This is a genomic window from Aquabacterium sp. G14 (genome assembly GCF_037482285.1).
Lineage (GTDB): Bacteria > Pseudomonadota > Gammaproteobacteria > Burkholderiales > Burkholderiaceae_C > Aquabacterium.
This window is the reverse complement of record NZ_JBBEYB010000005.1, coordinates 37,487-62,728: the sequence shown is the minus strand read 5'-3', so window position 1 is coordinate 62,728 and position 25,242 is coordinate 37,487. Positions and strand designations below refer to the sequence as shown.

At 62.7% G+C, this 25,242-nt stretch carries 23 protein-coding genes and 1 tRNA gene; 12 read left to right on the top strand and 12 right to left on the bottom strand.

Features of this window, described 5'->3' with window-relative positions:
• Positions 1-55 precede the first annotated feature (55 nt).
• The gene (locus tag WIT60_RS07430; RefSeq protein WP_339583304.1) at positions 56-850 is read left to right on the top strand and encodes a THxN family PEP-CTERM protein; all 795 of its coding nucleotides are present in this window, start codon (positions 56-58) and stop codon (positions 848-850) included.
• Between the two features lie 111 nt (positions 851-961).
• Here the strand turns inward: WIT60_RS07430 and tatC are convergent, their stop codons facing one another.
• The 5 genes from tatC to hisI are packed head-to-tail and all read right to left on the bottom strand — an operon-like array spanning position 962 to position 3,316.
• On the bottom strand, positions 962-1,753 hold the full coding sequence (gene tatC / locus WIT60_RS07425; RefSeq protein ID WP_339583303.1) for a twin-arginine translocase subunit TatC: 792 nt from the start codon (positions 1,751-1,753) through the stop codon (positions 962-964).
• A 6-nt stretch (positions 1,754-1,759) separates the two neighbouring features.
• Entirely contained in the window at positions 1,760-2,236 is a 477-nt protein-coding gene (tatB, locus tag WIT60_RS07420) for a Sec-independent protein translocase protein TatB (RefSeq protein WP_339583302.1), read from the bottom strand.
• Positions 2,237-2,274: 38 nt separating this feature from the next.
• Complete coding sequence (gene tatA, locus WIT60_RS07415; RefSeq protein ID WP_339583301.1) at positions 2,275-2,505, bottom strand: Sec-independent protein translocase subunit TatA; 231 nt, start codon at positions 2,503-2,505, stop codon at positions 2,275-2,277.
• A gap of 44 nt (positions 2,506-2,549) precedes the next feature.
• The gene (locus tag WIT60_RS07410) at positions 2,550-2,930 is read right to left on the bottom strand and encodes a phosphoribosyl-ATP diphosphatase (protein ID WP_339583300.1); all 381 of its coding nucleotides are present in this window, start codon (positions 2,928-2,930) and stop codon (positions 2,550-2,552) included.
• A complete protein-coding gene (gene hisI / locus WIT60_RS07405) occupies positions 2,927-3,316 on the bottom strand; it encodes a phosphoribosyl-AMP cyclohydrolase (protein ID WP_339583299.1) in 390 nt (129 codons plus the stop codon). Before hisI ends, WIT60_RS07410 begins: the two co-directional genes overlap by 4 nt.
• A 141-nt stretch (positions 3,317-3,457) precedes the next feature.
• Here hisI and pdxA point away from each other — a divergent pair, with 141 nt between their 5' ends.
• Complete coding sequence (gene pdxA / locus WIT60_RS07400) at positions 3,458-4,462, top strand: 4-hydroxythreonine-4-phosphate dehydrogenase PdxA (protein ID WP_339583437.1); 1,005 nt, start codon at positions 3,458-3,460, stop codon at positions 4,460-4,462.
• Between the two features lie 51 nt (positions 4,463-4,513).
• Here pdxA and WIT60_RS07395 read toward each other — a convergent pair whose 3' ends face one another.
• Both WIT60_RS07395 and mscL read right to left on the bottom strand, forming a co-directional pair.
• Positions 4,514-6,940: a DUF1631 family protein gene (locus WIT60_RS07395; RefSeq protein WP_339583298.1), complete on the bottom strand. Its 2,427-nt coding sequence runs from the start codon at positions 6,938-6,940 to the stop codon at positions 4,514-4,516.
• A 123-nt stretch (positions 6,941-7,063) separates the two neighbouring features.
• Positions 7,064-7,483: a large conductance mechanosensitive channel protein MscL gene (mscL, locus tag WIT60_RS07390; RefSeq protein WP_339583297.1), complete on the bottom strand. Its 420-nt coding sequence runs from the start codon at positions 7,481-7,483 to the stop codon at positions 7,064-7,066.
• A gap of 225 nt (positions 7,484-7,708) precedes the next feature.
• On the opposite strand from mscL, the gene petA reads away from it, so the two are divergent.
• The 10 genes from petA (at position 7,709) to WIT60_RS07340 (ending at position 17,959) form a co-directional block, all read left to right on the top strand.
• Positions 7,709-8,308: a ubiquinol-cytochrome c reductase iron-sulfur subunit gene (gene petA / locus WIT60_RS07385; RefSeq protein ID WP_339583296.1), complete on the top strand. Its 600-nt coding sequence runs from the start codon at positions 7,709-7,711 to the stop codon at positions 8,306-8,308.
• 14 nt (positions 8,309-8,322) lie between these two features.
• Positions 8,323-9,720: a cytochrome b gene (locus tag WIT60_RS07380; protein WP_339583295.1), complete on the top strand. Its 1,398-nt coding sequence runs from the start codon at positions 8,323-8,325 to the stop codon at positions 9,718-9,720.
• A gap of 20 nt (positions 9,721-9,740) precedes the next feature.
• Complete coding sequence (locus WIT60_RS07375; RefSeq protein WP_339583294.1) at positions 9,741-10,508, top strand: cytochrome c1; 768 nt, start codon at positions 9,741-9,743, stop codon at positions 10,506-10,508.
• Positions 10,509-10,614: 106 nt separating this feature from the next.
• Positions 10,615-11,229 carry a glutathione S-transferase N-terminal domain-containing protein gene (locus tag WIT60_RS07370; protein WP_290763543.1) on the top strand — a complete coding sequence of 205 codons (615 nt, stop codon included), beginning with the start codon at positions 10,615-10,617 and terminating at the stop codon, positions 11,227-11,229.
• 34 nt (positions 11,230-11,263) lie between these two features.
• Positions 11,264-11,866 carry a ClpXP protease specificity-enhancing factor gene (locus tag WIT60_RS07365; protein ID WP_339583293.1) on the top strand — a complete coding sequence of 201 codons (603 nt, stop codon included), beginning with the start codon at positions 11,264-11,266 and terminating at the stop codon, positions 11,864-11,866.
• Between the two features lie 26 nt (positions 11,867-11,892).
• Positions 11,893-11,968: transfer RNA gene (locus tag WIT60_RS07360), tRNA-Thr, on the top strand.
• A gap of 185 nt (positions 11,969-12,153) precedes the next feature.
• Positions 12,154-13,527 (top strand): DASH family cryptochrome, encoded by a 1,374-nt coding sequence (locus WIT60_RS07355; protein WP_339583292.1) that lies wholly within the window; start codon positions 12,154-12,156, stop codon positions 13,525-13,527.
• A 131-nt stretch (positions 13,528-13,658) separates the two neighbouring features.
• On the top strand, positions 13,659-14,636 hold the full coding sequence (locus WIT60_RS07350) for a helix-turn-helix transcriptional regulator (protein WP_339583291.1): 978 nt from the start codon (positions 13,659-13,661) through the stop codon (positions 14,634-14,636).
• A 33-nt stretch (positions 14,637-14,669) separates the two neighbouring features.
• The gene (locus WIT60_RS07345) at positions 14,670-15,647 is read left to right on the top strand and encodes an ABC transporter substrate-binding protein (RefSeq protein WP_339583290.1); all 978 of its coding nucleotides are present in this window, start codon (positions 14,670-14,672) and stop codon (positions 15,645-15,647) included.
• A complete protein-coding gene (locus tag WIT60_RS07340) occupies positions 15,644-17,959 on the top strand; it encodes an ATP-binding protein (protein WP_339583289.1) in 2,316 nt (771 codons plus the stop codon). Before WIT60_RS07345 ends, WIT60_RS07340 begins: the two co-directional genes overlap by 4 nt.
• Before the next feature lie 27 nt (positions 17,960-17,986).
• Here WIT60_RS07340 and WIT60_RS07335 read toward each other — a convergent pair whose 3' ends face one another.
• From WIT60_RS07335 to WIT60_RS07315, 5 genes are read right to left on the bottom strand one after another with little or no spacing between them, the layout of a single operon-like run.
• Positions 17,987-19,396, bottom strand: a complete 1,410-nt coding sequence (locus WIT60_RS07335; RefSeq protein ID WP_339583288.1) for a TolC family outer membrane protein — start codon at positions 19,394-19,396, stop codon at positions 17,987-17,989.
• Positions 19,397-19,436: 40 nt separating this feature from the next.
• Positions 19,437-20,090 carry a protein-L-isoaspartate O-methyltransferase family protein gene (locus WIT60_RS07330; protein ID WP_339583287.1) on the bottom strand — a complete coding sequence of 218 codons (654 nt, stop codon included), beginning with the start codon at positions 20,088-20,090 and terminating at the stop codon, positions 19,437-19,439.
• A gap of 54 nt (positions 20,091-20,144) precedes the next feature.
• Complete coding sequence (locus WIT60_RS07325; RefSeq protein ID WP_339583286.1) at positions 20,145-23,339, bottom strand: efflux RND transporter permease subunit; 3,195 nt, start codon at positions 23,337-23,339, stop codon at positions 20,145-20,147.
• 14 nt (positions 23,340-23,353) lie between these two features.
• Positions 23,354-24,568 (bottom strand): efflux RND transporter periplasmic adaptor subunit, encoded by a 1,215-nt coding sequence (locus tag WIT60_RS07320; RefSeq protein WP_339583285.1) that lies wholly within the window; start codon positions 24,566-24,568, stop codon positions 23,354-23,356.
• Positions 24,565-25,236, bottom strand: coding sequence for a TetR/AcrR family transcriptional regulator (locus tag WIT60_RS07315; RefSeq protein WP_339583284.1), 672 nt, complete (start codon positions 25,234-25,236; stop codon positions 24,565-24,567). Before WIT60_RS07315 ends, WIT60_RS07320 begins: the two co-directional genes overlap by 4 nt.
• Between the last annotated feature and the right edge of the window lie 6 nt (positions 25,237-25,242).

Sequence of the window (25,242 nt, the reverse complement as noted above, 5' to 3'; positions counted from 1 at the left end):
CGGGGCGCATCGCCCAACGATGCGCGGGTTCACACACTTTCAGATGAGGTTGAACATGAAGCACTTGAAAACAACCCTGATCGCCGCTGCCGCCTTGATGATGGGCGCGCAAGCCAGCGCGGCGATGGTGGAGACCTGGGAGGTCGACATCGCCGGCACCTGGACCGCGCAGGGGCCGGCGGGCGTCATCAGGGATGAGGCCGATACGCGCCTGCGGTGGGGAACGTCGACCGGGTCTGGGCAAAGTTCTCTGGTCATCACAAACCCAGCGCCGAACCTCAGTGTGGACACCTACGTGGGCGCTGGTGTGCCTCCTGCCGCCAACATTGTTCAGACTTTGACCCTGACTCACAACAACAACCCGATCCAGGGGACGTCGTTGCAAACTGCGCAACTGACCGTGTCGCTGTCCTTGACGCCCCTGGTTCCTGTCGCGCCGGGCTTCCCGTTGCCCACCATCGACTACGCCATCCAGTTTCTGGAAACGTCCAACGACAACAGTTGTGAGGTGGCCACCAGTCCGATCCCCTGTAACGACATCTTCGTGCTCACCAGTGGCTTGCTCAACGAAGGGTTCGACTATGACGGGTACTTCTACTACGTCAATGCCTTCCCCATCGGCGGCACGGGGCAACTCCAAACGCTGGATGCCAGCGTCTGTGCCGCTGCGGGGGCCGCAGCCAACTGCCTGGGTTTCACCACCGTGGAAGGTCAGAGCAACAACCTGATCTTTGGTCTGGCCATTTCCACCGAGCCCTTGTCCGTGCCGGAGCCTGCCGGTTTGGCATTGGTGGGCTTGGCCCTGGCTGGGGCCGGATGGGCTCGCCGTCGCCCGCAGGCTCAGGCGTAAAGTGGGATTCGTCGGCGCGCACTGCCGGCATGATCCACAGAGAACAAAGGCCCGCATCTGCGGGCCTTGTCTATGTCAGCTCCTCGCATCCGATACGGATGCGGGTCGCCTTCAATTCGCGGTGGAGGAGGCGTCACTGTCAGGTGCTTTGGTGTGCTTGACGAACAGTTGTGCTGCCCAGATGCCCACCTCGTACAGCAGGCACATCGGGATGGCCAGAGCCAGTTGAGACACCACGTCTGGCGGGGTCACCACGGCGGCAATCACGAAAGCGATCACGATGAAGTAGCTGCGAAAGTCCTTGAGCTTCTGAATCGACACGATGCCCATGCGGGTCAGGATCACCAACACCACGGGCACTTCGAAGGCTGCACCAAAGGCCAGGAACATGTTGAGCACGAAGCTCAGGTAAGCCTCGATGTCTGGTGCAGCGGTGATGCTCTTGGGCGCGAAGCTCTGGATGAAGGTGAACACCTTGCCAAAAACGAAGAAGTAGCAAAACGCCACACCGATGAAGAACAGCAAGGTGCTCGACACGATCAACGGCAGCACCAGCTTCTTTTCATGTGTGTAGAGGCCGGGCGCGACAAAGGCCCAGATCTGGTACAGCACCACCGGCAACGCCAGCATGAAAGCGGCCAGCATGGTCACCTTCACCGGCACCATGAAGGGCGAGATCGGGTTGGTGGCAATCAGCGTGGCACCTTTGGGCAGATGCTCCACCAATGGCATCGCGAGGAGGTCATACAGACCTGATGGCGATGGGTAGATGGCCAGAACCGCGAACGCCACCGCGATGGCGATCACGGCGCGAATGAGCCGATCGCGCAGCTCGATCAGATGGGAGACAAAGGGCTGCTCGGAGCCATCCAGCTCGTCTGGATTGGGTTTGGGATCGCTCACGGGGTGTCAGTGTTGTCGTGGCTTGGAGGCCACCGAAGGGCGAAAACGTGCCACACGCGCAGCGCCGGACTGCACATGACGCCGAATGCCATGTTGCTGCTTGTACCAAAGCGGCATCGCGCCCCGCTTCAGGCGCCAGTTCTTGCGCACCGGCTTGCCACTGCTGTAGTAGGGCTGCTCGTCATAAAAGCTGGCGGCAGTGAGCTGGTCCTGCTCGCTCAGGGCATCGCCTGCCTCTTGCAAACCTGCCGACACGCTCTGGCCAATGTCTCGGGCAGCCTCTTCCAGGCCGGCTTTGGCCTTCTTCAGCTCTTCCAGCTCGATGGAGCGGTTGACCTCGCTCTTGACCTCGGACAGGTAGCGTTGCGCCTTGCCCAGAAGCAGCCCGACCGTGCGGGCGACCTTGGGCAGCTTCTCCGGGCCGATCACGATCAGGGCCACGGCCCCGATCAGAGCCAGTTTGTCGATACCAAAATCAATCATGGATCAGGCCACTCCAGGTAGCCGGCGGGGCGAACCCATCAGGACTTGGTCTTGGTTTCGACGTCGACGGTGTTGGCGTCGTTGCGGGTGGCGTTGGTGACCTTTTGCGGGTCGGTGGACTCGCTGGCGGTGCCGTCACGCATGCCGTCCTTGAAGCCCTTGACCGCGGCGCCCAGGTCGCCGCCGATGTTCTTGAGTTTCTTGGTGCCGAACACCAGAACGACGATGGCCAGCACGATCAACCAGTGCCAGATGCTGAAAGAACCCATGATGTACTCCGTGAAAAAGGGGGGACCCCGAGTAAAAACGCGAATCAGGCGCCTTGCGGGCCTGAGGCTGGCTTGCTGCGCGATGCAAATTCTTCCAGACCCGACAAACCCTCACGGCGTGCCAGTTCTCCCACCACATCTCGCGGGTTCAAACCCAGATGTGCCATGGCCACCATGGAATGAAACCACAGATCGGCAAACTCTCCCACCAGGGCCTTGCGATGGGCCTCGCTGGGTTCGGCGGCCATGTCTTTGCCCGCCATGACCGTTTCGGTGGCTTCTTCTCCGACCTTCTTGAGCACCGTGTCGGTACCCTTGTGGAACAGTCGGGCCACATAGCTTTGGTCCGGGTCAGCGCCTTTGCGTGACTCAATGACGCTGGCCAAGCGGCTCAACACGTCCAAGGTGTCCAGGGAATCGCTCATTTGTAGATGTGTTCGGGATCTTTGAGAACTGGGTCGACAGCAACCCATTTGCCATTCTCATATTTTTGAAAGAAACAACTGTGACGGCCAGTGTGACAGGCAATGCCGGGTTCATGACCCAGTTGTGTGATGCGCAACAGCACCACATCGTTGTCACAATCGATGCGTATGGCGTGCACCTTCTGAATGTGACCTGATTCTTCACCCTTGTGCCACAGGCGCTTACGGGAGCGACTCCAATACACCGCCTCACCCCGTTCGGCCGTCAACGCCAAGGCTTCCCGGTTCATCCAGGCAAACATCAGCACGTCACCGGTGCTGTCCTCCTGGGCAATGACCGGCACCAGACCGTTGTCATCCCAGCGTATCTCATCGAGCCAATTCATGACGGGAGTGTAGCAATCGGCAAGCCAGCGAGGCGTTGATCCCATAGCTGAGGTCACAATATGTTCATGTCAAGACCGCATGAAGGATATTCTTTGGTGACCGCTTCCGCCCCCACAACCACCGACCTGATGGCTGTCACCATGGGAGATGCCTGCGGCATCGGTCCAGAGATCATTGCCCGATGGTGGCCCGATGGACGTCAGTGGGTGGTCGTCGGATGTCCTCGTGTCATGGCCCGTGCTGTGAGTTGGATGCCCCCTGACAGGCGGCCCACGGTACGGGTGCTCAGCGCGTTGCGTGACGTTCAGGCTTTGGCTGAGAGCGAGCTGGGTGTCTGGGTGCCTCCTGGACTGCCTGACGACCTGTTGGACGCCCCTGTGGGGCGGGTGGACGAGCGCGCAGGCCGGGCCGCTGCGGCCTGCATCCGTGAAGCCGTGCGCCTGGCCCAGGTGGGTGAGGTGGCAGGCATGGTGACGGCGCCGTTGCACAAGGAGGCCTTGGCCATGGCGGGTGAACCCTATCCCGGGCATACCGAGCTCTTGCAGGCCGAAGGCAGTCCTGCTGGCCATCCCCCTGCGCCCGTGCGCATGATGCTGGCCAATGACCAACTCAAGACGGTGCTGGTCACCATCCATGTGTCCTTGCGTCAGGCCATTGAGCAGGTCACATTCGACAGCGTGCTGGAGACCTTGCGCATCACGCATCGCAGCGCGGCCCTGTGGGGGCAGGCTCGGCCGCGCATTGCCGTGGCGGGGCTCAATCCGCATGCAGGTGAGGGGGGCTTGTTCGGCGATGAGGAGTTACGCATCATCGGGCCCGCCATCGAAGCGGCGCGTCGGGAGGGTATTGAGGCGATCGGGCCGCTGGCGCCCGATACCGTGTTCATGCGTGCCCGACACGCACCGCCTGAGCACCCTGGAGAGTTCGATGTGGTGGTGGCCATGTACCATGATCAGGGGCTGATTCCCGTCAAGTATCTGGGACTTGATCAAGGCGTCAACGTGACATTGGGGTTGCCCTTTGTGCGCACCAGTCCTGATCACGGCACCGCTTTTGATCTGGCCGGTAGTGGCAGGGCGGATCCTTCCAGTCTGGCTGCAGCGGCCAGCATGGCCCGAGCCTTGGTGGCCGGTCGCAAGGCGTGACGCGCCGGCCTTGTCACATGCCTTAAGGCCACATTGGCCGTCAAATCTGCGTCAATGTGCTGTGCTGGCGCTCAAGGCGGCCAGTTGTTTGCGTGCACGCACAGTGGCGCGTTCGATCAATTCGGCTTGCTCGAAAGCCTTGAATCGGCCGGTTTCGCACATCTTGGCCAAAGTGCGACCTGTCAAGGAAATCGTCTGTTTGTGCAGGTGGCCGGTGTTGAAGATGAAGAAGGTCCGACCCTCGCTCACCCAGGTCAGACGCACCTTCTGCCACTTGCCCTGCATGATCATGTGGTACGGCGTCCCCTTCTGAATGTGGTGCACCAATTGCAGGCCAGCTGCGGGCGGAGGCGGGGTGTCGAGATTGATGTCGAGTTCACCCAGCGTCGGGTCCGTCTCGGGTTGCGGGCTTGCCAGGTCCAGGTTGATGTCCAGACTGCCGCTGTCCAGGGCCGTTTCCGGGATGAAGCCCGATTGCTTGATCTCTTCCGCTGTGAACGCCGATGTGCTCATCAGGCTGGTGTCGGACTGCAGGCTGTCCAGCGGCGTGGGCATCGAGTCCCCGGCCGTTTCTTCGCGCGTGGGGATGGCAATGCTCTCAACTTGCTTGAGGCGTTGCTCCAGCAGGCGCTGAGTCAGATCGTGGGTGGGCGCGGCCTTCAAGCAGGCCGCATGGGCCGGCAGCAACTCCGCGAAAAAAGCCTGTTTCGCAGGTTCGGGGTGCTGAATCAGGGCCAGGCCCTCGTTGATGTCCTTCATCAACGACGGCAACTTGAGCAAGAAGGCCTGTCGCAGCTTGGGGTGGCCCTTGGGCTGCACACTCATGGCCAATTCACGGCCGGCGGCCTTCATGCGCTGGGCGAGAGCAGAGTCCGCGCCATCGCGTGTGGCGGCCACGACCTGAACTCGGCTCCAGACCTGCGAGAGGAAGTCGCGCAGGAAGTCTGGCAGTTCCACGTCAAGCAGCTCACGCTGCATGATCTGCATGTAGCGCTGTTGCACCCGCAGATCGGCTTCTTTGGCGCTCAGCAGCGCCGCCACATCGGCGTTATCGGCTGCATCTTGCGCCGTTTCGGCTTCGATGAACGCTTCCAGTTCACGCAACTTGGTCTCGTAGAGATCCATGCGGTCGAAATCGCCATCGACGATGTCATTGACCAGATGGGTGATGCGGGCCAAACAGTCCGCACCGGGCCCCTGCGTGTAGTCTTCGAACGATGCGGACAGGGAGGCGATGCGGTTCACGAAGCGCCGAACCGGGTGCTTGCGTGAGTTGAAGAAATTCATGTCGCCCAGCGCCACACGCAGCACGGGCATCTGCAGACGGGCAATCTGGCGCGCCATCTCTGGCGCCACCTTCGGGTCAGACAAGACCTGATCGAACAAAGCGGCCACGATGTCGATGACCATCTTGTCGAGCGCGGCCCCACCGCTGGCGCGAATCAGCTCATCCCGGTTGGCGCGGATCTGGTTGATGGCCATGAGTGGGCCGGCGAAACCAGGTGTCCGGTTCCCGGCATCCTGCTGATCGCTGCCCAGGCTGAGTCCTGCTGCAGCCATGGCTTCCTGGCCAATTTCGCCAGCCTGACGGCTGATCTGTCGCAGCAGGTTCTGGAAATCCACGTTCAGCGGGGCGCCGCCGGCCACGCTGTTTGAAACGACCTCGTCGAGTGCGCCCTGCCCGGATGGCAGGGGCATGCCGAACATCTCTCCCAAAGCCTGTGCGGCCCGAGCGTGCTGTGGATTCGGGGTGGAGATCGGGGCCGGTTGGGTTCTTTCCCCGCCTGTGAGTGGCGCTGGCTCGGTTCTTCGCGCATCCGCTCCGAGCGGCATGGCTGAAGAGTTGCGGGATTTTTGCAAGGACATGCCCATGGGCTGGAGCCCATGACCACGCATGTCGATGCTCATCTGCTCGTAACTGGTCGAGAGCGCCGCGCCCAACAGGGCAGGCAGCTGTCCAGCGATGGCGTTGACCACGTTCTCTTCGATACCGAGTTGGACCAGGCTGTCAAGCAGCGCCTTGGTCACCAATTTCGGCCGCAGCGGGTTGCGCTCTGGATTTGGATCTTCGAGCAAGGCAGCCATGTAGCTGCTCACGGCCTCGAGTGGGCGCTCGCAAGCGGGCATCAGGGCCAGTGCCAGGCGGTCGGCCTGCACATCACGTTCGACCTGAGCGTTATCGACCAGAGAGAGCGAGGCCCAGTCAGTGTTGGCCAAACTGTTCGCACGCGTGTCTGTGTTCTGAAGGCAGTTCTCCACCAGTGCCTTCAGCTCACGATCGAAGCACTGCAGCAGGCGCCCCGACTTCAAACGCAACTCGCGATCAGCGGACATCAGCAACTGCCGCTGCAGATTGCTGGTGCTGGCCGTGGCCTGGGCGCTCATTTGCAAAACGGCTTGATCGAGCACGCCCGAGACGGCAACTCGGAGGCGTCCGAGTGCCTGCGTCAGCACAGCGTCAAGGCGTGGGTCGATCACGAAACCATCCAATTCAAAATCATGCAGCCCGAAAGGGCCAGGAAGACACTTGATTCTGTCCTGAAACCAGATCGGGTGCGCAAGTCGGGATCATCCGTGACCGTGCAGATCTGCATGAGTCGCTTACTTTTTCAAACTGTCACGAATTTCACGAAGCAAAACGATGTCCTCGGGTGTGGCGGCCGGGGCGGCGGGTGCAGCGGGGGCTTCCTTCTTGAGGCGATTGATCTGTTTGATCATCAAGAAAATGATGAAGGCCAGAATCACAAAATTCAGGGCGACCGTCAGAAAGTTGCCGTAAGCGAACACTGCCCCCACTTTTTTCGCTTCCGCCAGCGGCAAGGTTGGATCCTGCCCGGCCAAGGCGATGTAGTAGTTGCTGAAGTCCAGGCCGCCCACCACTTTGCCGACCAGAGGCATGATGAGGTCGTTGACGGTGGAGTCGACGATCTTGCCGAATGCCCCGCCGATGATGACCCCGACGGCCAAATCCATCACATTGCCCTTGACGGCAAATTCCTTGAACTCGCTGAAGAAACCCATTTTTTGCTCCTGTGGTTGAAAGCCGGCTCCATCCGCAGGCAAAGCCTGCGGGAGCATGCGCAAATGCCAGTGTCGCCTGAGCTTGTTGCAAAAATGTAGCAGGCTGTCTGGCTGAACGCTTGACCGTGCTGCTGTGGATCGAACGAGATGCGCCTTTGACCTCCGTTAGAATATGCGGTTGACCCCATATCTCTGTCATCGTCCTATCAGTCCCTAAGGATACCCATGAGCAATCAGCCAGTGGACCAAAGCCGTCGGACCTGGGTGACCATGGCCTGCGCCGCCGGTGGCGTGGGCGGCGTGGCCACCGCCATCCCCTTCGTTTCGACCTTCCAACCGTCCGAGCGCGCGAAAGCCGCCGGTGCCGCCGTTGAGGCTGATATCAGCGCCCTCAAGCCGGGCGAGATGATGACGGTCGAATGGCGCGGCAAGCCCGTGTGGATTCTCAAGCGCACGCCCGAGCAGGTCGCTGCGCTCAAGAAGATCGACCCTCAACTGGCCGATCCCGATTCCGCTCGCAAGCCCGCGGAGTTGACCCCGGCGTACTGCCGCAACACCCACCGCTCCATCAAGGAAGACGTGCTGGTTGCTGTGGGCATCTGTACTCACCTGGGCTGCTCGCCTTCGTCGAAGTTCCAGGCAGGCCCTCAGGCGTCGCTGCCAGACGACTGGCCGGGCGGCTTCCTGTGCCCTTGCCATGGCTCCACTTTTGACCTGGCAGGTCGCGTGTTCAAGAACAAGCCGGCTCCGGACAACCTGGAGATTCCGCCCCACATGTACCTGTCTGACACCAAGCTGCTGATTGGTGAAGACAAGAAGGCCTGACAGGAGACACGCACATGGCTGAAATGAAGCAGGCGCCCGCGGGCGCTTCGGCTGGCGAAAAGTTCATGACCTGGGTGGACAACCGGTTTCCGGCCACCAAGCTCTGGAACGAACACGTCGGCGACTACTACGCCCCGAAGAATTTCAACTTCTGGTATTTCTTCGGCTCGCTGGCTCTGCTGGTGCTGGTGATCCAGATCGTGACCGGGATCTTCCTGGTGATGAACTACAAGCCGGATGCCAACTTGGCCTTCGCCTCGGTGGAATACATCATGCGTGATGTGCCCTGGGGCTGGTTGATCCGCTACATGCACTCCACCGGCGCTTCGGCATTCTTCGTGGTGGTGTACCTGCACATGTACCGTGGCCTGATCTACGGCTCCTACCGCACCCCGCGTGAACTGGTCTGGATCTTCGGCTGCCTGATCTTCCTGGCGCTGATGGCCGAGGCTTTCATGGGCTACCTGCTGCCCTGGGGCCAGATGTCCTTCTGGGGCGCACAGGTGATCATCAACTTGTTCGCAGCCGTGCCCTTCATCGGTCCGGACCTGGCCATCCTGATCCGCGGTGACTTCGTGGTCGGTGATGCCACCCTGAACCGTTTCTTCTCGCTGCACGTGATCGCCGTGCCTCTGGTCCTGCTGGGTCTGGTGGTCGCGCACATCATCGCGCTGCACGAAGTGGGCTCGAACAACCCTGACGGTGTCGAGATCAAGCAAGGCCCGAAGGACGCCAACGGCAAGCCGCTCGATGGCATTCCGTTCCACCCTTACTACTCGGTGCATGACCTGTTGGGCGTGGTCGGCTTCCTGATCGTCTTCTCGGCCGTGATCTTCTTCGCACCGGAGTTTGGTGGTTACTTCCTGGAGCGCCCGAACTTCATCCCGGCGGACCCGTTCAAGACCCCTGCACACATTGCGCCGGTCTGGTACTTCACGCCTTTCTACTCGATGTTGCGTGCCACGACCGACCTGATGGTCAACGTGCTGGCTGTCATCATCGCCGTGGGTGCCGTGCTGAACCTGATCAAGGGCCAAGGCAAGTCCAAGATCGTGGGCGTGGTCATCGCTGCGGTGGTGATCGGTTTGCTCAAGACCTTCGAAGCCAAGTTCTGGGGTGTGGCCGTGATGGGTGGTGCCGTGGTGATCCTGGTGGGTCTGCCCTGGCTGGACAAGAGCCCGGTCAAGTCGATCCGCTACCGTCCAAGCTGGCACAAGCTGGTTTATGGCGTGTTCGTGATCAACTTCGTCATCCTGGGTTATCTGGGCGTGCAACCGCCGTCGCCTACGGGTGAACTGGTCTCGCAAGTTGGCACCCTGATCTACTTCGGCTTCTTCGTGCTGATGCCCTGGTGGAGCCAGTTGGGTACCTTCAAGCCCGTGCCCGACCGCGTGACCTTCAAGCCCCACTGATCGCTGCAGGAAAAACAGACATGAAAAAGATTCTTGCTTCCCTGTTGGCCGCCTTTGCCCTGGTGACGGGTGCACAGGCTGCCGGTGGCGCCCTGGTGCTGGACAAGTTCCCCAAGGAACGTGTCTCTGACCTGGCTGCTCTGCAGAACGGTGCCAAGCTGTTCGTCAACTACTGCCTGAACTGTCACTCCGCGGCCTTCATGCGCTTCAACCGCCTGAAGGACATCGGTCTGACCGAGCAGCAGATCAAGGACAACCTGCTGTTCCCCACCGACAAGGTGGGCGAAGTGATGAAGGTGTCCCTGGACGCGAAAGACGCCAAGGAGTGGTTCGGGGCCGTTCCGCCCGACCTGACCCTGGTGGCCCGATCGCGTGCCAGCCACGATGGTTCGGGTGCCGACTACCTCTACACCTACCTGCGCACGTTCTACCGCGACGACACCCGTCCGACCGGTTGGAACAACCTGACCTTCCCCAACGTCGGCATGCCGCACGCCCTGTGGGAACTGCAAGGTCAGCGCGCTGCGAAGTTCGTGGAAGTGGCCGACCCGCATGACCCGACCAAGAAGACGCATCAGTTCGAAGGTTTCGAACAGCTGACGCCGGGTACCATGTCTCCGCAGGAGTACGACAGCGCCATTGCCGACCTCGTTGCTTACATGCAATGGATGGGTGAGCCGGTGCAGCAGCAGCGTCAGCGCATCGGCGTGGGCGTGCTGATTTTCCTGGCGATTTTCTTCGTGATCGCCTGGCGTCTGAACGCTGCGTTCTGGAAAGACGTGAAGTGATCTTGATGCATTCACTGAGCGATCAGTGAGTGCCCTGGTGGCGCAGTGGCTTGCTTTGAGCAGCCACTGCGCTTCATTGTTTTAGATATTGAGGAGACCCACCCCCATGATGGTGCTTTATTCCGGGACGACTTGCCCTTACTCGCATCGTTGCCGTTTTGTGCTGTTCGAAAAGGGCATGGATTTCGAAATCCGTGACGTGGACGTCTTTGCCAAGCCCGAAGACATCGCCCTGATGAACCCGTACAACGAGGTGCCCATCCTCGTTGAGCGCGACCTCATCCTGTACGAATCGCACATCATCAACGAGTACATCGACGAGCGTTTCCCGCATCCTCAGCTGATGCCGGGTGACCCGGTGGCCCGTGCTCGCGTGCGCCTGTTCCTGCTCAATTTCGAGAAGGAGCTGTTCTCGCACGTGAACCTGCTCGAAGGCCGTGGTGGTGTCAAGGGAACCGACAAGCAGCTGGAAAAGGCCCGTTCGCAAATCCGCGACCGCCTGACCCAGTTGGCGCCGATCTTCCTGAAGAACAAGTACATGCTGGGCGACGATTTCTCGATGCTCGACGTGGCCATTGCACCGTTGCTGTGGCGCCTGGATTACTACGGCATCGAACTCTCGAAGAACGCCTTGCCGCTGTTGAAGTATGCTGAACGCATCTTCTCGCGTCCGGCCTACATCGAGGCGCTGACGCCGTCTGAAAAGGTGATGCGCAAGTGATCGTGCTGCGTGATCGATAACCGACCCAATGAGCATGTCCACTGAACAAGAAGCCCAAGGGACCTCGACGCGTCCTTACCTGATTCGCGCCTTGCACGACTGGTGCACCGATAACGGGTTCACACCTTATATCGCTGTGTACGTGGACCGCTCCGTTCAGGTGCCTCAGGAGTACGTGAAGAACAATGAGATTGTTCTGAACGTCAGTTTCGAGGCCACCAGCCAGTTGGTGCTCGGCAACGAGTGCGTGGAGTTCAAGGCTCGTTTCGGCGGTCGGGTGCGCGACATCGTGGTACCGGTCGATCACGTCGTGGCAATTTATGCCCGCGAGAACGGTCAAGGGATGGCTTTTCCGGTCCCCACGTCGCTGGGCGGTGAGGGCGTTGATGCGCCCACATCGGCGGACGACGAGTCGACTGCCGGAGCGGAGTCAGCTGAGACCGAGAAGACCAAGGCGGTGGATGCGGCGGCTCCAGCCTTGCATGTCGCACGTGCGACCAAGCCTGCCAAAGAGAAGGCGGTGCTGAAGGCGGTGGAAGCCGAGGCTCGACCGGAGTCGACCAGTGGGGGCAGTGATGATGCGCCTGAGCCACCTCCTTCGGGTGGCGGCCGCCCGACACTGCGTCGAATCAAGTGAAGAAGCTGTGTAGAATGTGAGGCAGTGCCGGCTTAGCTCAGTTGGTAGAGCAACCGCCTTGTAAGCGGTAGGTCGTCAGTTCGAATCCGACAGCCGGCACCACAAACATTCAGCCGCCAGACTTCAGGTCTGGCGGCTTTTTTGTTTTGGTCTTCCAAAAATTGGGGTGACCGCAAGTTGACTCGTGTCCAGGCCGCGCACTGAACAGACAATGCTTCGCCGTGGTCCCGTATGTTCGGCGTGTGCCTCGGTGGTTGACCACGACCATTTTTTCAGCACACGTGCCCATGTCTGAAACCTGTTCGCATCCGCCTGGTGTTCTGTTCTGGTTTCGTCATGACCTGCGCTTGCACGATCAGGTGGCTTTGCATGAGGCGGTGAGGCGCGCCCGGCGATGCGGTGGATGGTTGTTGCCCGTGTTTGTGCACGACGCCACCCAGGATCGACCAACGACATGGGGTTTTCCGCGAACGCATCCTCGGCGCTTGGCGTGGCGCGCCCAGGCTTTGCATGATCTCGAAGGGCAATTGCTGGCATTGGGCAGCACACTGTGGCAGTGCCATGGCGATCCGGCGCAACGCTTGCGAGAGTTGGTGACGCAGCTCGGGCACCCGGAGGTGGTGTGTGAGGACATTGCAGCGCCCGAGGAGCAAGCGGTGGTCCGGACCCTGCGCGAGGCGGGGGTGTCGGTCTTCACCGTGTGGCAATCAAGTCTGCTTGAGCCGGGCAGTCTGCCGTTTGCGCCAGAGGCGGTGCCAGACACCTTCACGGTTTATCGCCAGCTTATTGAAAAGGCCTCGGTTCGGGCTCCCACACCCTTGCCCGTGCCCACACATTTGCCGCCGAGTCCGCCTGTCGATGGGATTCGGAGCGGCGCGTGCACGATGCAATCGGACACAGCATCGGTCGGCGCGCCCCCAGTTTCGGGGCCAGGCGCTGCGACCGGCAACGGGGATCCCCGCAGTGCCTTTCCCAGCCATGAGCCAGAGTTCCATGGCGGCGAGCGTGCCGCGCTGGCTTACTTGCGGCGCTATTGCGAGCGGGGCTTGCCGCATCGCTACAAGGCGACCCGCAACGGATTGATGGGGGTGGACTATTCCAGCAAGTGGTCGCCTTGGCTGTCCACGGGCGCCTTGTCGGCACGCCAGGCCTGGGCTGCCATTCAGTCTTTTGAGCATGAGCGTGGCGCATCAGACAGCACTTATTGGCTTTGGTTCGAGTTGCTGTGGCGCGATCACTTTCGATGGTTGCATTGGAAGTACGGCACGGCGCTCTATCGCCCAGGCGGGATCAAGGGGGGCGCCAGCCCGTCGCATGACGCGCAGGCATTCGAGCGCTGGTGTCGAGGGCAAACGGGGCACGCCTTCATTGACGCGGGCATGCGTGAGCTGGCTTCAACAGGCTACCTGTCCAACCGGATGCGCCAGAACGTGGCGAGCTACTTGATTCACGAGTTGCAGGGTGACTGGCGTGCCGGTGCAGCGTGGTTCGAGTCACAGTTGTTGGACCATGACGTTTACAGCAATCAGGGTAACTGGCTGTACTTGAGTGGCCGGGGCACCGATCCGCGGGGCGGTCGGCGTTTCAACCCGGACAAGCAGGCTGGCGATTACGATGCCGATGGCGCTTACCGACGATGTTGGGCCGATGTTGCCCGGTGATGGCGCACGGGGTGAGCCTGAGCGGCTTGCTGGGGACACCCCTCTGGGTGATGTGACGGATTGAATCCTGTAACCGAGCCCTGTTACAGTCATCCGATGCGCTTTGCGTTCACGAATCACCAAGACACATCATGGGCAGCAAAACCGAACGGTTCTACAAGATTGAGTTGATGATCCGTCACCGTGGCCGGGTCAGCTTCGAGGACATGCTCAGCGAGCTCGAAGTGTCTCGGGCGACGCTCAAGCGTGACCTGCAGTTTTTGCGTGATCGCATGGGAGCGCCGATCATCTACGACCGGGGTGAAAACGCTTACCGTTTCGCAGATGAGGGCCAGGCCGGTGACAAGCACGAGTTGCCGGGCCTGTGGTTCGATCAGCAGGAGTTGTATGCGCTGCTGATGGCGCACCATCTGCTTTCAGATCTCGCGCCGGACGGGACGCTGAGTCGGCACATGGGGCCCTTGCTGGACCGTGTGCACCAGTTGCTGGGCAGCGCCGAAGTGGACGCCGCCGAATTGATGCGTCGGGTGCGCATCGTCGGAGTGGCGAAGCGGGCCGTGACCAGCCGATGCTTCGAAGTCGTCTGTGCGGCGCTGTTGCAGCGTCGCCGCCTGCAATTGCAGTACTTCACGCGTTCGCGCAAGGCGCGCACGGTGCGCGAGGTCTCCCCTCAGCGTTTGATTCACTACCGAAACACTTGGTACCTGGACGCCTGGTGCCACGAGAGTGAGGCGCTGCGTCGTTTTGCGCTCGATGCCGTGGAGGAGGCTCAGACCTTGGAGCGCAAGGCGCGCAATCTCCCCCTCAAGCGTGTCGAGGAGGAAATGGATGGCGGCTATGGCATCTTTGCCGGCAGCAAGGTGAGCTGGGCCCAGCTTCGCTTCACCGCCGATGTGGCACCTTGGGTGTCTCAGGAGGCTTGGCACCCTCAGCAGGAAACCGAGTTTGACGATACCGGGGCCTTGTTGATGAAGTTACCCTATGCCGACGCGACCGAGTTGATCATGGACATCCTGCGTTGGGGGCCTGATGTCGAAGTCCTGCGTCCTGCTGCGTTGAAGCAGGCGGTGGCAAGCCGTCTCGCGCAGGCGTGTGCGCTGTACCGCTGACGCATGCCTGTCGCAGGCGATGGCTGACACAAGATGAAACGACGCACCTGGTTGAGAACGGGCTTGGGGGCGCTGTTGGGCGTGCCGGCGTTGCCGTGGGGGCTTGCTGGGTGTTCAGCACCGCGTGATCCGGTCCAGGTAGCACTCAACGCCTGGGTGGGGTATGGCTTGCTGCACCTGGCGGCCGAATTGGACTACCTCAGTGAGGGCGTGGCACGCCTGCAGGAGTTTCCCTCCAACACCGCCAGCATGATGGCCTTGGTCGAGAGGCGTGTGCCGGCTGCGGCGTTGACCCTGGACGAGTTGCTGCAGGTCAGGGAGGGCGGCGTCGATGCCCGTGCCATTCTGGTGTTTGACGAGTCTCATGGCGCGGACGTGGTGATGGCTCATCCGTCGGTGGTGACGCTGGCGCATTTGCGCGGCAAGCGCATTGGCGTGGAAACCACGGCTTTGGGGGCGTTGATGTTGTCACGCTTGTTGGCCGCGGCGGGGTTGAGTGCTGCGGACGTGGTCAAGGTGCCCGTCACGGCCGATCACCATGTGGGAGCCTATGCGGAGCGTGAAGTGGATGTGGTCATCACCTTCGAGCCGATGGCGTCTCAGTTGCGAGCGCAGGGTGCTCACGCACTGCTGGACAGTCGCAAGCTGCCCGGTCTGATCGTCGATGTGCTGGCGGTGCGGGCCGATGCCATGCCGGACCAGGTGGCGGAGTGGCGTCATTTGCTACAGGGCTATTTCCGAGCCTTCGGTCACTGGCGAGACCAGCCCGAGGTGGCTGCGCGCCTGATGGCGCCCCATCAGCAACTGTCTGCCGAGCAGGTGCTGCAGGCGTTTGCCGGCATCGCGATGGCCGACCTGGCTGGTAATCGTGCGTGGTTGGCCGGCGAGAACGCACGGCTTTATCAGTCAGCCAAACTGGTCGGGCGGGTGATGCATGAGTCGCGTTTGCTCGACCGGATGCCTGACCTGGATGCTTTGTGTGAGCCACGCTTTTTGCCGGAGGCTGCATGAGGCGGCGATCGTTGCGCCTGTTCCTGCCGTTGGTGTTGCTGCTGGCCATGTTGATCGTGGGGGGGCTGTCGCTGACCTACGCGCTGTATAAAAAGCAGCAGGACTTGACCCAGTCTGCACGTCTGGATGTGTTGCGTGATGTTGCGCACCTTGTGCGCCTGGCCGATGACATGCCGGCAGAGAACTCGACCCTGTTGTCCGAGGAGTTGGCCCAGGTGGCGAGCCAGCCCTGGGTGCAGGTGGTTTTGCTGGTGAGCGAGTCGGGCGAGGTGCTCCAGTCCAGCAAGGCTGCATGGCGCGGTCGATCGGTACGCGAGGTGTGGCCAGCCTTGGATCTGGCCCGTCTGCGCCAGACGGCGCGGGGACGTTTGCCAAATTGGCAGATGCGCGCAGATGGCATGCGCATGGATGCCTTGCAGTCGTTCACCTTGCCCTCACAAGTGGACGAAGTGCGCAGCCTGCGACGCGCCGTGGTCTACGTGGGTTATGACATGGGCACGCTGCGTGCGCAGGCTCGGCATGCCGAAGTGATGGGGCGTGTGCCCGACATGCTGGGCCTGTGCGGCATGTTGGTCCTTCTGGGTTGGTTGGTGGGGCGGTATGTCACACGCCCCTTGAACCAGTTGGACAAGGTGTCACAGGCCTTGCGACGCGGGGAATGGGGTACGCCGGTGCCCAGGGGTGATTTTGTCGAGATCGATCAACTGGCCGCGGGATTTGATGCGTTGCGGCAAGAGTTGGCGGCGACTTGGCAAGCCTTGCCCGATCTGTTGTTCGAGTTGGATGCCGATGGGCGCTACCTCAGGGTGCTGAGCCCCAAGAACGAGTGGCTGTTGCAGGACCCCGAGAGCTTGCTCGGCAAAACGGTGCGTGAAGTGATGTCTCCCGCAGCTGCCGAGGTCGTGCACCAGGCCATGCGAGACGCCGAGAAGCTGGGTGCCGTGTGGGGGCGTGAATTGGAGTTGGAGGTGCCGGCCGGGAACAATTGGTTCGAGATCTCGGTGGCCCGCAAGGAAGTGCCAGAGGGCGCACGTTCGAGTTACATCCTGATTTCTCGCAACGTGACTTCTCGCAAAGAGGCTGAGCAGCGGCTCAAGCAGCTCAACGAAGAGCTGGAGATGCGTGTGGCTGCGCGCACGATTGAACTCACCACAGCCAAGGATGAGGCGGAGAGGGCCAATCACAGCAAGAGTGATTTCTTGTCACGCATGAGCCACGAGTTGCGTACGCCGCTCAACGCCATCCTCGGTTTTGGGCAGTTGCTGGAGTTCTCGGTTCGGGACCCGCTGCAAAGTGCGCATGTGCGTCAGATTCTGCACGGTGGCAAGCACCTCTTGGCTCTGATCAACGAGGTGCTGGACCTGGCGCGCGTGGAGTCTGGGCAGATGACGGTGAGCCTGGAGCAGGTGGCCTTGCGAGACCTGCTCGAAGAATGCCTGACATTGGTGCTCCCACAGGCGAAGGCACGTGATGTGCGCCTGTTGGACGTGGCGTGCGACGAGGTGTGGCAGGTGCGCGCAGATCGCACCCGGCTGAAGCAGGTGTTTTTGAACCTCTTGTCCAATGCCATCAAGTACAACCAGCCTGCGGGGGTGGTGAGTGTGGGGTGCGTCCTGGAGGGGGAGAGCATCTGCGTTCGCATCAGCGACACCGGCGCAGGCTTGACGCCGTCGCAGCAGGCACGCTTGTTCGTGCCCTTTGAGCGACTGAACGCCGATGATCAGCAAGTCGAGGGCACTGGCATCGGTCTGGCCTTGAGCAAACGCCTGATGGGTTTGATGAATGGCCAGATTGGTGTGGAGAGTCAACCAGGCGAGGGCAGCACGTTCTGGGTGAAACTGCCACGTGCGGATGATGGTGTGGCGGCGGTTGATGCGACCCGCGCTTTGCGCGAGGGGGCTGCAGCATCGTGGCGGGGCTCAACGGTTGCGACGCGCACGGTGCTGTGCATAGAGGACAATCCGAACAACATGCAGCTCATCGAGAGCGTGCTGGGGATGCTGCCGGGGGTGCGCCTGCTGAGCGCCATGGCGCCGGGGTTGGGGCTGGAGTTGGCTCGGACCCATCGACCCCATCTGATCTTGTTGGACATCAACCTGCCCGACATGGATGGTTATGCGGTGATGCAGTGCCTGCGTGAGCACCCGGCGACCAAGGGCATCCCGGTGATTGCGGTGAGCGCAAGTGCCATGCCGCGCGACCTGGAGCGCAGCCGCGCCGCAGGTTTTGCCGCCTATGTGACCAAGCCCATTGACGTGGGCCAGTTGCTGCGCAAGGTCGATGAACTGGCTCTGCCGGCCGACTCGGTGTGACGCGCGTCGGCCCAGCGAGGGCCAAAATCAGGGCGTGACCAGCTTGTTGAGCTCGACCAGATCGTCGGACGTGAGGGTGCCTGCAGCCTGACGCAGTTTGATGGCACCGATGATCACGTCGTAGCGAGCCTTGTAGAGGTCTTTCTGCGTGTTGGTGAGCTGGGTTTGGGCATCCAGCACATCTTTGTTGATTCGCACGCCCACGCGGTAGCCCAATTGCGTGGCTTCCAGCGCGAGCTTGGCCGATGCTTCGGCCGCTTCGTAGGCCTTGACCTGAGCCAAGCCGGACTGCACGCCGGAGTAGGCTTGACGCGTGCCGAGCTCAACGCCGCGGCGCGCGTTTTCGAGGTCGCGCTCTGCCTTGTCCTGCAGGCTCAGGGTTTCACGCACGCGATTCTGGATGGCATTGCCGGCATACAGGGGCATGTTGAACTCGAGGCCGATGGAGCCAGCAGTGCCAGAGCCACTTTGGGCCTTGACCAGTTGGTTGTTGGTGTCAACATGGGTGCGGGCCACCTGCGCCACCGCGTCAAGCGTGGGCAGATGGGTGGCGCGTGCGTTGTCGACTTCCAGTCGGGCCACCTTCAGGCCGACTTCAGCCTTGCGCACCATGGGTGCGGTGCCGGTGCTTTGCACCCAGGTGTCGATCTGCCCGGGGGCGAGGGCATCCAGATTGACGGGAGTGCGCAAGGGGTTGGGTTTGACGTCGGCGCGGCCCACAAACTGGTCCAGTGCGATCCGTTTGACGCGCAGGTCGTTGGTGGCGGCGATTTCCTGAGCGGAGGCCAGGTCGAAGCGGGCCTGGGCTTCACGGGTGTCGGTGATGGTGGAGTTCCCGACTTCGAAGCTGCGCTTGGCCGAGGCCAGTTGCTCGGCGAGGGCTTTTTTGTTGGCTTGCGCGGTTGCCAGGACGTCTTGTGCAGACAGGACATCGAAATAGGCTTGGGCCAGGCGGGCCACCAGATCGTCTTCGGCCATCTTGAGATCGGCCTGGGCAGCGGTCAGCGATGCCTCGGCCTGGGCGACCTTGGCAGCGTTGCTTTGGTTGAAGAGGGGCTGACGAGCGGCGACCGCCAGTTGGCTGTTGGTGCTGGTGCTGTCGTAACTGGCCACACCGCCTGTCAGTGGGTTGATGGCGTCAGGCTGAGACGAGTCCAGGCGGTTGCGCTTGACCGTGGCCTGCAGGTTGACCGACGGACGTTGCAGCGAACGGGCCTGGTCGGCCTTGAACTGGGCCGCATCGAACTGCAACTTGGCAGCCAGGTAGGCCGCGTCGTAGCCCCGTGCCGCTTGGTACAGCTCGACCAGGTTCTCGGCCTGGGCACTGAGGGAGCCAGCCATGCCCAGCACGGCCAGGGCGCAAGCCCGTGCCAGCGGCCGCCACGCGTTGGGGGAGGCAGAGGAGGTCGGGTGCGAAGGCGAAACGTGCTGGAACATCGTGGGTTTCCTCGGTTGGATGCGGAGCCGGACGGAGGGCTCAGAACTTGAATTGGCTGGGTTCGGCAAAGCCGGTCAGGCGCGGCAGCACGGTGTCGAACAGCTGCTGGCTGCTGAACGCACCCTGGCCTTCGCGGGTGTAGCGGGTGGCGTACATCATCGGCAACTGGCCGACCACGGCGACCAGGCGGCCGTTGGGCTTGAGTTGGTCGAGCAGCACCTGGGGCACTTCGGCCACGGAGCCGGCCAGCAGGATGGCGTCGTAGGGGGCCTTGCCAGGGAAACCTTGGGTGCCGTCGGCCTGGGCCACCTCGACGTTGCTGAGGCCAGCCTTCTTCAGGTTGGCGCGCGCAGCGGCCACGAGGCTGGCATCGGCATCGATGGCGACCACGCGCTGTGCGAGGTGGGCCATGAGGGCGGCCATGTAGCCCGTGGCAGCGCCGATCAGCAGGACCGTTTCATCCTTTTGCAGGCTGATGTCTTGCACCAGACGGGCTTCGACGCGCGGGGCCAGCAGGGCGCGGCCGTTGCCCAGCGGGATCTCGAAGTCCATCAGGGCCTGGCTGCGGTGGGCTTCGGGCACGAAATCTTCACGGTGCACGGACGACAGCAGGTCCAGCACCGCGGGGTCCAGGACATCCCAGGGGCGGATCTGTTGCTCGATCATGTTGAAGCGGGCTTGTTCGACGTTCATGCTGGGCATCCTACGGGAGACGGTATGGAAAGGAATCCGGGTAAAACGGGCATTTTAAGAAGAGCCGCCTGACTTGGGGGGAATCTGCTGCAAGTTCGTCGGATGCATTCGTCTTTTGAGCCACGCGGACACGTCGTCGAGGAAGGCGTAGACCACCGGCACCACCACCAGCGTGAGCAGGGAGGAGGCCAGCACGCCGCCGATGACCGCTTGGCCCATGGGGGCACGCTGTTCGGAGCCTTCTGTGAGAGAGAAGGCCAGCGGCACCATGCCGAAGACCATGGCAAGCGTGGTCATGAGGATGGGGCGCAGGCGCACGCGGGCGGCCAGCAGCAGGGCTTCGCGGCGGGGCAGGGGGGCGGTTTCGTGGCCTTCGCCGGCATCGCCGGCCCGGGCGCGGTTGGCAAAGTCCACCAGCAAGATGGCGTTCTTGGTGACCAGGCCCATCAGCATGATGACGCCGATGATGGAGAACATGTTGACGGTGGAGCCGAACACCAGCAGCGTGAGGACCACGCCGATGAGGGTGAGCGGCAGGGAGCTCATCAGTGCGATGGGCTGCAGGAAGCTGCGGAACTGCGAGGCCAGGATCATGTAGATGAAGACGATGGCCAGGCCCAGCGCAGACAGGGCGTAGGCGAAGGACTCCTGCATGTCCTTGGTGGAGCCACCGAAGCGGTAGTGGTAGCCGCTGGGCCAGGGCATGTCGTCGAGGACCTTGCGGATGTCGGCGGACACCTCGCCCATGGAGCGCCCGGTGAAGTTGGCGGTGATCTCGACTTCGCGGTTGAGGTCGCGGCGGTTGATCTGGGTGGGGCCGAGGCTTTCGACCACATCGGCGACCTGGCTGAGGCGCACTTGGCGGGGACGGCCCTGGGCATCGACGCCCATGACGAGGGTGAGGTTGCGCAGGTCGTCGGCGGTGCGGCGGGCGTCGGGGTGCAGGGAGACGCGGATGTCGTAGTTCTGCTCGTCTTCGGCGCGCCAGCTGCCCACGACCTTGCCTTCGACCAGCACGCTCAGGGCCTGGCTGACGGCGTTGACGTTGAGGCCGAGGTCGGCGGCGGCATCGCGGCGCACGCGGATGTCGAGCGTCGGCTTGTCGGCCTTGAGGCTGGTGTCGAGGTCGACCAGGCCAGGAATGTGGCGCAGGCGGGCCAGGGCTTCGGTGTTGAGGCGCTGCAGCTCTTTCATGTTGCTGCCCTGGATGGACAGCATGATGGGTTTGAGGCCGGCGACCGCATCGAGCAGGCCCACGTGGGTGACTGTGATGCCGGGCAGGGCGGACAGGGCTTCGCGCAGCGGGGCCGACAGCTGGTCGACGTTGCGCTGGCGAAGGTGGCGGTCGGTCAGGCGCACGTAGACCGAGACCTGGTTGCGGCCCAAGGCCTGGCCGGTGTTGATGGTGGCCAGGGTGTAGGCCACCTCCGGCATCTGGCGGATGAGCTGTTCGACTTCGCGGGTGCGCGCCTCGGTGGCTTCGAGTGAGGTGCCTGAGGGGGTGTAGAAGTTGACGAAGGTTTCGGAGTAGTCGGCCTTGGGGACGAATTCTGTGCCGACGAGGGGCATCAAGGCTACGCTGCCGACCAGGGTGGCCGTTGCGACGACCATGGTCCACCATGGGTGGTCGAGAGCGCGGCCGAGCAGGCGTTGGTAGCCGTCGCTCAGGGACTCGGACCAGCGGTCGATGGCGCCGGTGAGGCGGCCGAAGGTGCGGTCGTACCAGCTGCGGGGCGCGCCGGCTGCGCCTCGGCCGTGGGCGGCGATGGCCGGGTCGTGCCAGACGCTCGACAGCATGGGGTCGAGCGTGAAGCTGACGAACATGGAGATGAGCACGGCTGCCACGATGGTGATGCCGAACTCGTGGAAGAACTTGCCGATGACGCCGCCCATGAAGCCGATGGGCAGGAAGACGGCGACGATGGACAGGGTGGTGGCCAGCACGGCCAGGCCGATTTCCTGCGTGCCGTCGATGGAGGCTTGCAGGGCGGACTTGCCCATCTGCAGGTGGCGCACGATGTTTTCGCGCACGACGATGGCGTCGTCAATCAGCAGGCCCACGCACAGGCTCAGCGCCATCAGCGTGACCATGTTGATCGAGAAGCCGAAGGCGTGCATGAACAGGAAGGTGCCGATGATGGAGATCGGCAGGGTCAGCCCGGTGATGACGGTGGAGCGCCAGGAGTTCAGGAACAGGAAGACGATGGCGACCGTGAGCACGGCGCCTTCGATGAGGGTGGCGCGCACGGTCTGCACGCTGACGCTGATGGGACGGCTGCTGTCGCGCACCACGTCGAGCTTCATGCCAGGGGGCAGGCTGGGGGTGATCTCGGTGATGGCGGCGCGCAGGCCTGTCACCACGTCCAGGGTGTTATCGCCCTGGGACTTGAGCACTTCGAGCGCGAGGGTGCGTTGGCCGTTGAGCAGGGCCAGGGTTTCCAGTTCTTGTGGGCCGTCGACCACGTCGGCAACCTGGCTGAGTCGGATGGGCTGGTCGTTGCGGGTGGCCACCACCAGGCGGCGGAAGTCTTCGACGGTACGCAGGCGGGCGTCGATCTGCACGACGCGTTCGCGGTCGAGGGTGCGCACGCTGCCGGCGGGTTGGTCCTGGTTTTCGGTGCGCACGGTGGCGGCGATCTGCTCGGCGCGCAGGCCGAAGGCGTCCAGCGCGTCAGGGCGCAGGTAGACGTTGATCTGGCGCTTGAGGCCGCCCACGAGGTTGACGCTGCCCACGCCTTCGACGTTTTCCAGGCGCTTGCGCAGGATCTGGTCGGCGTAGGTGGTGAGGGCCTGAGGGCTCTGGCTGCCGTCGGGTGAGGTGAGGGCCAGCGAGAAGATGGGGCGGTTGGCAGGGTCGAAGCGCAGCACGCGCGGGTCCTCGACCTCGTCACGCATCAAAGGGCGGATGGCCGAGAGCTTTTCGCGCACATCCTCGGCGGCGCGGCGTCCGTCCACGCTCATGTTGAACTGGATGATGACGACCGAGTTGCCCTCATAGGACCGCGAATACAGCTGGCTGATGCCGGCCACGGTGTTGACGGCTTCTTCGACCTTGCGGGTGACTTCGGTCTCGATGATCTCGGGCGAGGCGCCGGGGTAGGCCATCTGCACGACCAGGGTGGGCAGTTCGATGTCGGGGAACTGGTCAACCTTGAGGCGTTGGTAGGAGAACAGGCCGAGCACCACCAGGGCCATCATCATCATGGTGGCCAGGACGGGGTTGCCAATCGACAGGCGCGTGAACCACATGGTGCGGACCTGCTTCAGCGTGAGGCAGCGGGGCGCACGGCAGCGGCGGGGGCGCTCGTTGCGGCCGAGGTAACCCTCACCCGACTGCCTTCGCGCACGGTGCTGGCAGCGTCACGCAGGATGCGATCACCCGGCTTTAAGCCTTGTCGAATTTCCACCCAGGCGTTGCGATGGCCGCCATCGGTTGCCGCGCCCGGTTCCGGAGCCTGGGCTCCGTGCAGCCCCAGTTGCACAGGGACGCGCACCAGGCGGTCGCCATCGATGCGCAGGACCTCGTCGCGGCCGGTTTCTCGGGTGATCGCACTGGCGGGAGCGGCCAGGCCTTCACGACCTTCCAGCAGGATCTCGCCCTGACCGAACAGGCCCTGACGCAGTGCCGGGTGGCGTGGCAGGCTCAGGTAGGCCATCACGGCACGGGTGTCGGCGGTGGCGCTGGGGTTGAGTCGGGCGACCTGAGCCTGCAGAGGTTCGCTCAAGCCTTCGATGCGCAGGCTGGCGCTGGACCCCACCTGCACGCGTGCCAGATCCTGTGGGGTCAGGGGGACTTGCCACTCCAGGCTGTCGAGGTCGACGATCTCGACGATGCGGGCATCGACGTTCAGGCGCTCACCCGGTTGCACGAAGCGTTGCGCGACCTGACCGCCCAGGGGCGCGAGGATGCGGGTGTCTTGCCAGGCCTTGTCGGCCAGTCGGGCGGCAGCTTGGGCTGCTTCGTAGTTGGCGCGTGTGGACGCGGCGTTGGACAGCGAGCTGTCGAGTGCCTGCCGCGAGATGAAACCTTGCTGGACCAGAGCCTGGTTGTTGCGCAGCGTTTGCTCGGCATTGCGCCAGATGGCCTGTGCCGAGGCCGCTTGTTGCTGCGCCTGCTGACGGCGCAAGCCGACTTCCTGGGTGTCGAGTTGGCCGAGTGACTGCCCCTGGCGCACCGTGTCGCCTTCGCGAACGTGCAGGGCCTGCAGTTCGGCGGCCACCTTGGCTTTGACCACTGCCGAACGCTGTGCCACGAGGCTGCCGGAAATGGGCAGGGACCAGCTCAGCGAGCGGGTGGTGACGGTGTAGGCATCTTGCGCACGCAACTGGATCACTTTGGCCTGAGCGCTCTCGGTGCTCTGGGCCAAGGCCGTTTGCTGGGCTTTGCGGGCCACGATGGCCCGGGCGATGCTGCCTCCGAGCACCAGGAGGGCCACGCACAGGGCCAGCCATTTCATCCACGAGGCCGATGTTTTCATGAGGAGGCGGGTCCAGACGGGTGAGGTGTGGCGAGTCCGTGCAGCAGGATTTCGACCTGGGTGCTGAGGAACTGTTCGGGGTCCAGCGGGACCGAGTTGACCGCACACACCGAAGTGCAGCGCTTGTACAGGATCAGAAACTGCACTGGGGCGATCATGCCGTGCACGACCGATGTGATGTCGAGCGTGCGGAACTCGCCGCGCGCCATGCCGCGCTCCAGCACGCGGCGCAGCAAGGCGTGGGTGGGCGCGAGCACTTCGTCCATGTAGAACTGGGCGAGGTCAGGGAAAGCGGCGGCCTCGTTCATCAGCAGCACGACCAGACCGGCCGCTTCCGATGAGCCCACGCGCAGCCACCAGGTGGTGGCAAGTTGGTGCAGCAAGGCGGCGCTGGGGCCGTCGTGCACATCGGCCAGGTTGCCCGCTTCGACGATGACCTGGGTCAGGTAGTGCCGCACCACGGCTTTGAAGAGCTCGTCCTTGCTCGGGTAGTAGAGGTAGAGCGTGCCTTTGGACACAACAGCTTCGCGGGCCACCTCTTCAATGCGGGTGCCCGCCAGGCCTTTGCGCAGGAACAGGCGCAGTCCCGCTTCCAGCAATTCCTGGGGGCGGGCCGCCTTGCGTCGCTGGCGCGTGCGGGTGGCGGGAGACGTGTCGGACTCGCTCAAACGGAA

Coding starts and splice junctions, on each gene's coding strand:
- WIT60_RS07430 (WP_339583304.1), top strand. CDS start 56: ATGAAGCACTTGAAAACAACCCTGATCGCCGCTGCCGCCTTGATGATG.
- tatB (WP_339583302.1), bottom strand. CDS start 2,236: ATGATTGATTTTGGTATCGACAAACTGGCTCTGATCGGGGCCGTGGCC.
- tatA (WP_339583301.1), bottom strand. CDS start 2,505: ATGGGTTCTTTCAGCATCTGGCACTGGTTGATCGTGCTGGCCATCGTC.
- WIT60_RS07410 (WP_339583300.1), bottom strand. CDS start 2,930: ATGAGCGATTCCCTGGACACCTTGGACGTGTTGAGCCGCTTGGCCAGC.
- hisI (WP_339583299.1), bottom strand. CDS start 3,316: ATGAATTGGCTCGATGAGATACGCTGGGATGACAACGGTCTGGTGCCG.
- pdxA (WP_339583437.1), top strand. CDS start 3,458: ATGGGAGATGCCTGCGGCATCGGTCCAGAGATCATTGCCCGATGGTGG.
- mscL (WP_339583297.1), bottom strand. CDS start 7,483: ATGGGTTTCTTCAGCGAGTTCAAGGAATTTGCCGTCAAGGGCAATGTG.
- petA (WP_339583296.1), top strand. CDS start 7,709: ATGAGCAATCAGCCAGTGGACCAAAGCCGTCGGACCTGGGTGACCATG.
- WIT60_RS07380 (WP_339583295.1), top strand. CDS start 8,323: ATGGCTGAAATGAAGCAGGCGCCCGCGGGCGCTTCGGCTGGCGAAAAG.
- WIT60_RS07375 (WP_339583294.1), top strand. CDS start 9,741: ATGAAAAAGATTCTTGCTTCCCTGTTGGCCGCCTTTGCCCTGGTGACG.
- WIT60_RS07370 (WP_290763543.1), top strand. CDS start 10,615: ATGATGGTGCTTTATTCCGGGACGACTTGCCCTTACTCGCATCGTTGC.
- WIT60_RS07365 (WP_339583293.1), top strand. CDS start 11,264: ATGTCCACTGAACAAGAAGCCCAAGGGACCTCGACGCGTCCTTACCTG.
- WIT60_RS07355 (WP_339583292.1), top strand. CDS start 12,154: ATGTCTGAAACCTGTTCGCATCCGCCTGGTGTTCTGTTCTGGTTTCGT.
- WIT60_RS07350 (WP_339583291.1), top strand. CDS start 13,659: ATGGGCAGCAAAACCGAACGGTTCTACAAGATTGAGTTGATGATCCGT.
- WIT60_RS07345 (WP_339583290.1), top strand. CDS start 14,670: ATGAAACGACGCACCTGGTTGAGAACGGGCTTGGGGGCGCTGTTGGGC.
- WIT60_RS07340 (WP_339583289.1), top strand. CDS start 15,644: ATGAGGCGGCGATCGTTGCGCCTGTTCCTGCCGTTGGTGTTGCTGCTG.
- WIT60_RS07335 (WP_339583288.1), bottom strand. CDS start 19,396: ATGTTCCAGCACGTTTCGCCTTCGCACCCGACCTCCTCTGCCTCCCCC.
- WIT60_RS07330 (WP_339583287.1), bottom strand. CDS start 20,090: ATGAACGTCGAACAAGCCCGCTTCAACATGATCGAGCAACAGATCCGC.
- WIT60_RS07325 (WP_339583286.1), bottom strand. CDS start 23,339: ATGTGGTTCACGCGCCTGTCGATTGGCAACCCCGTCCTGGCCACCATG.
- WIT60_RS07320 (WP_339583285.1), bottom strand. CDS start 24,568: ATGAAAACATCGGCCTCGTGGATGAAATGGCTGGCCCTGTGCGTGGCC.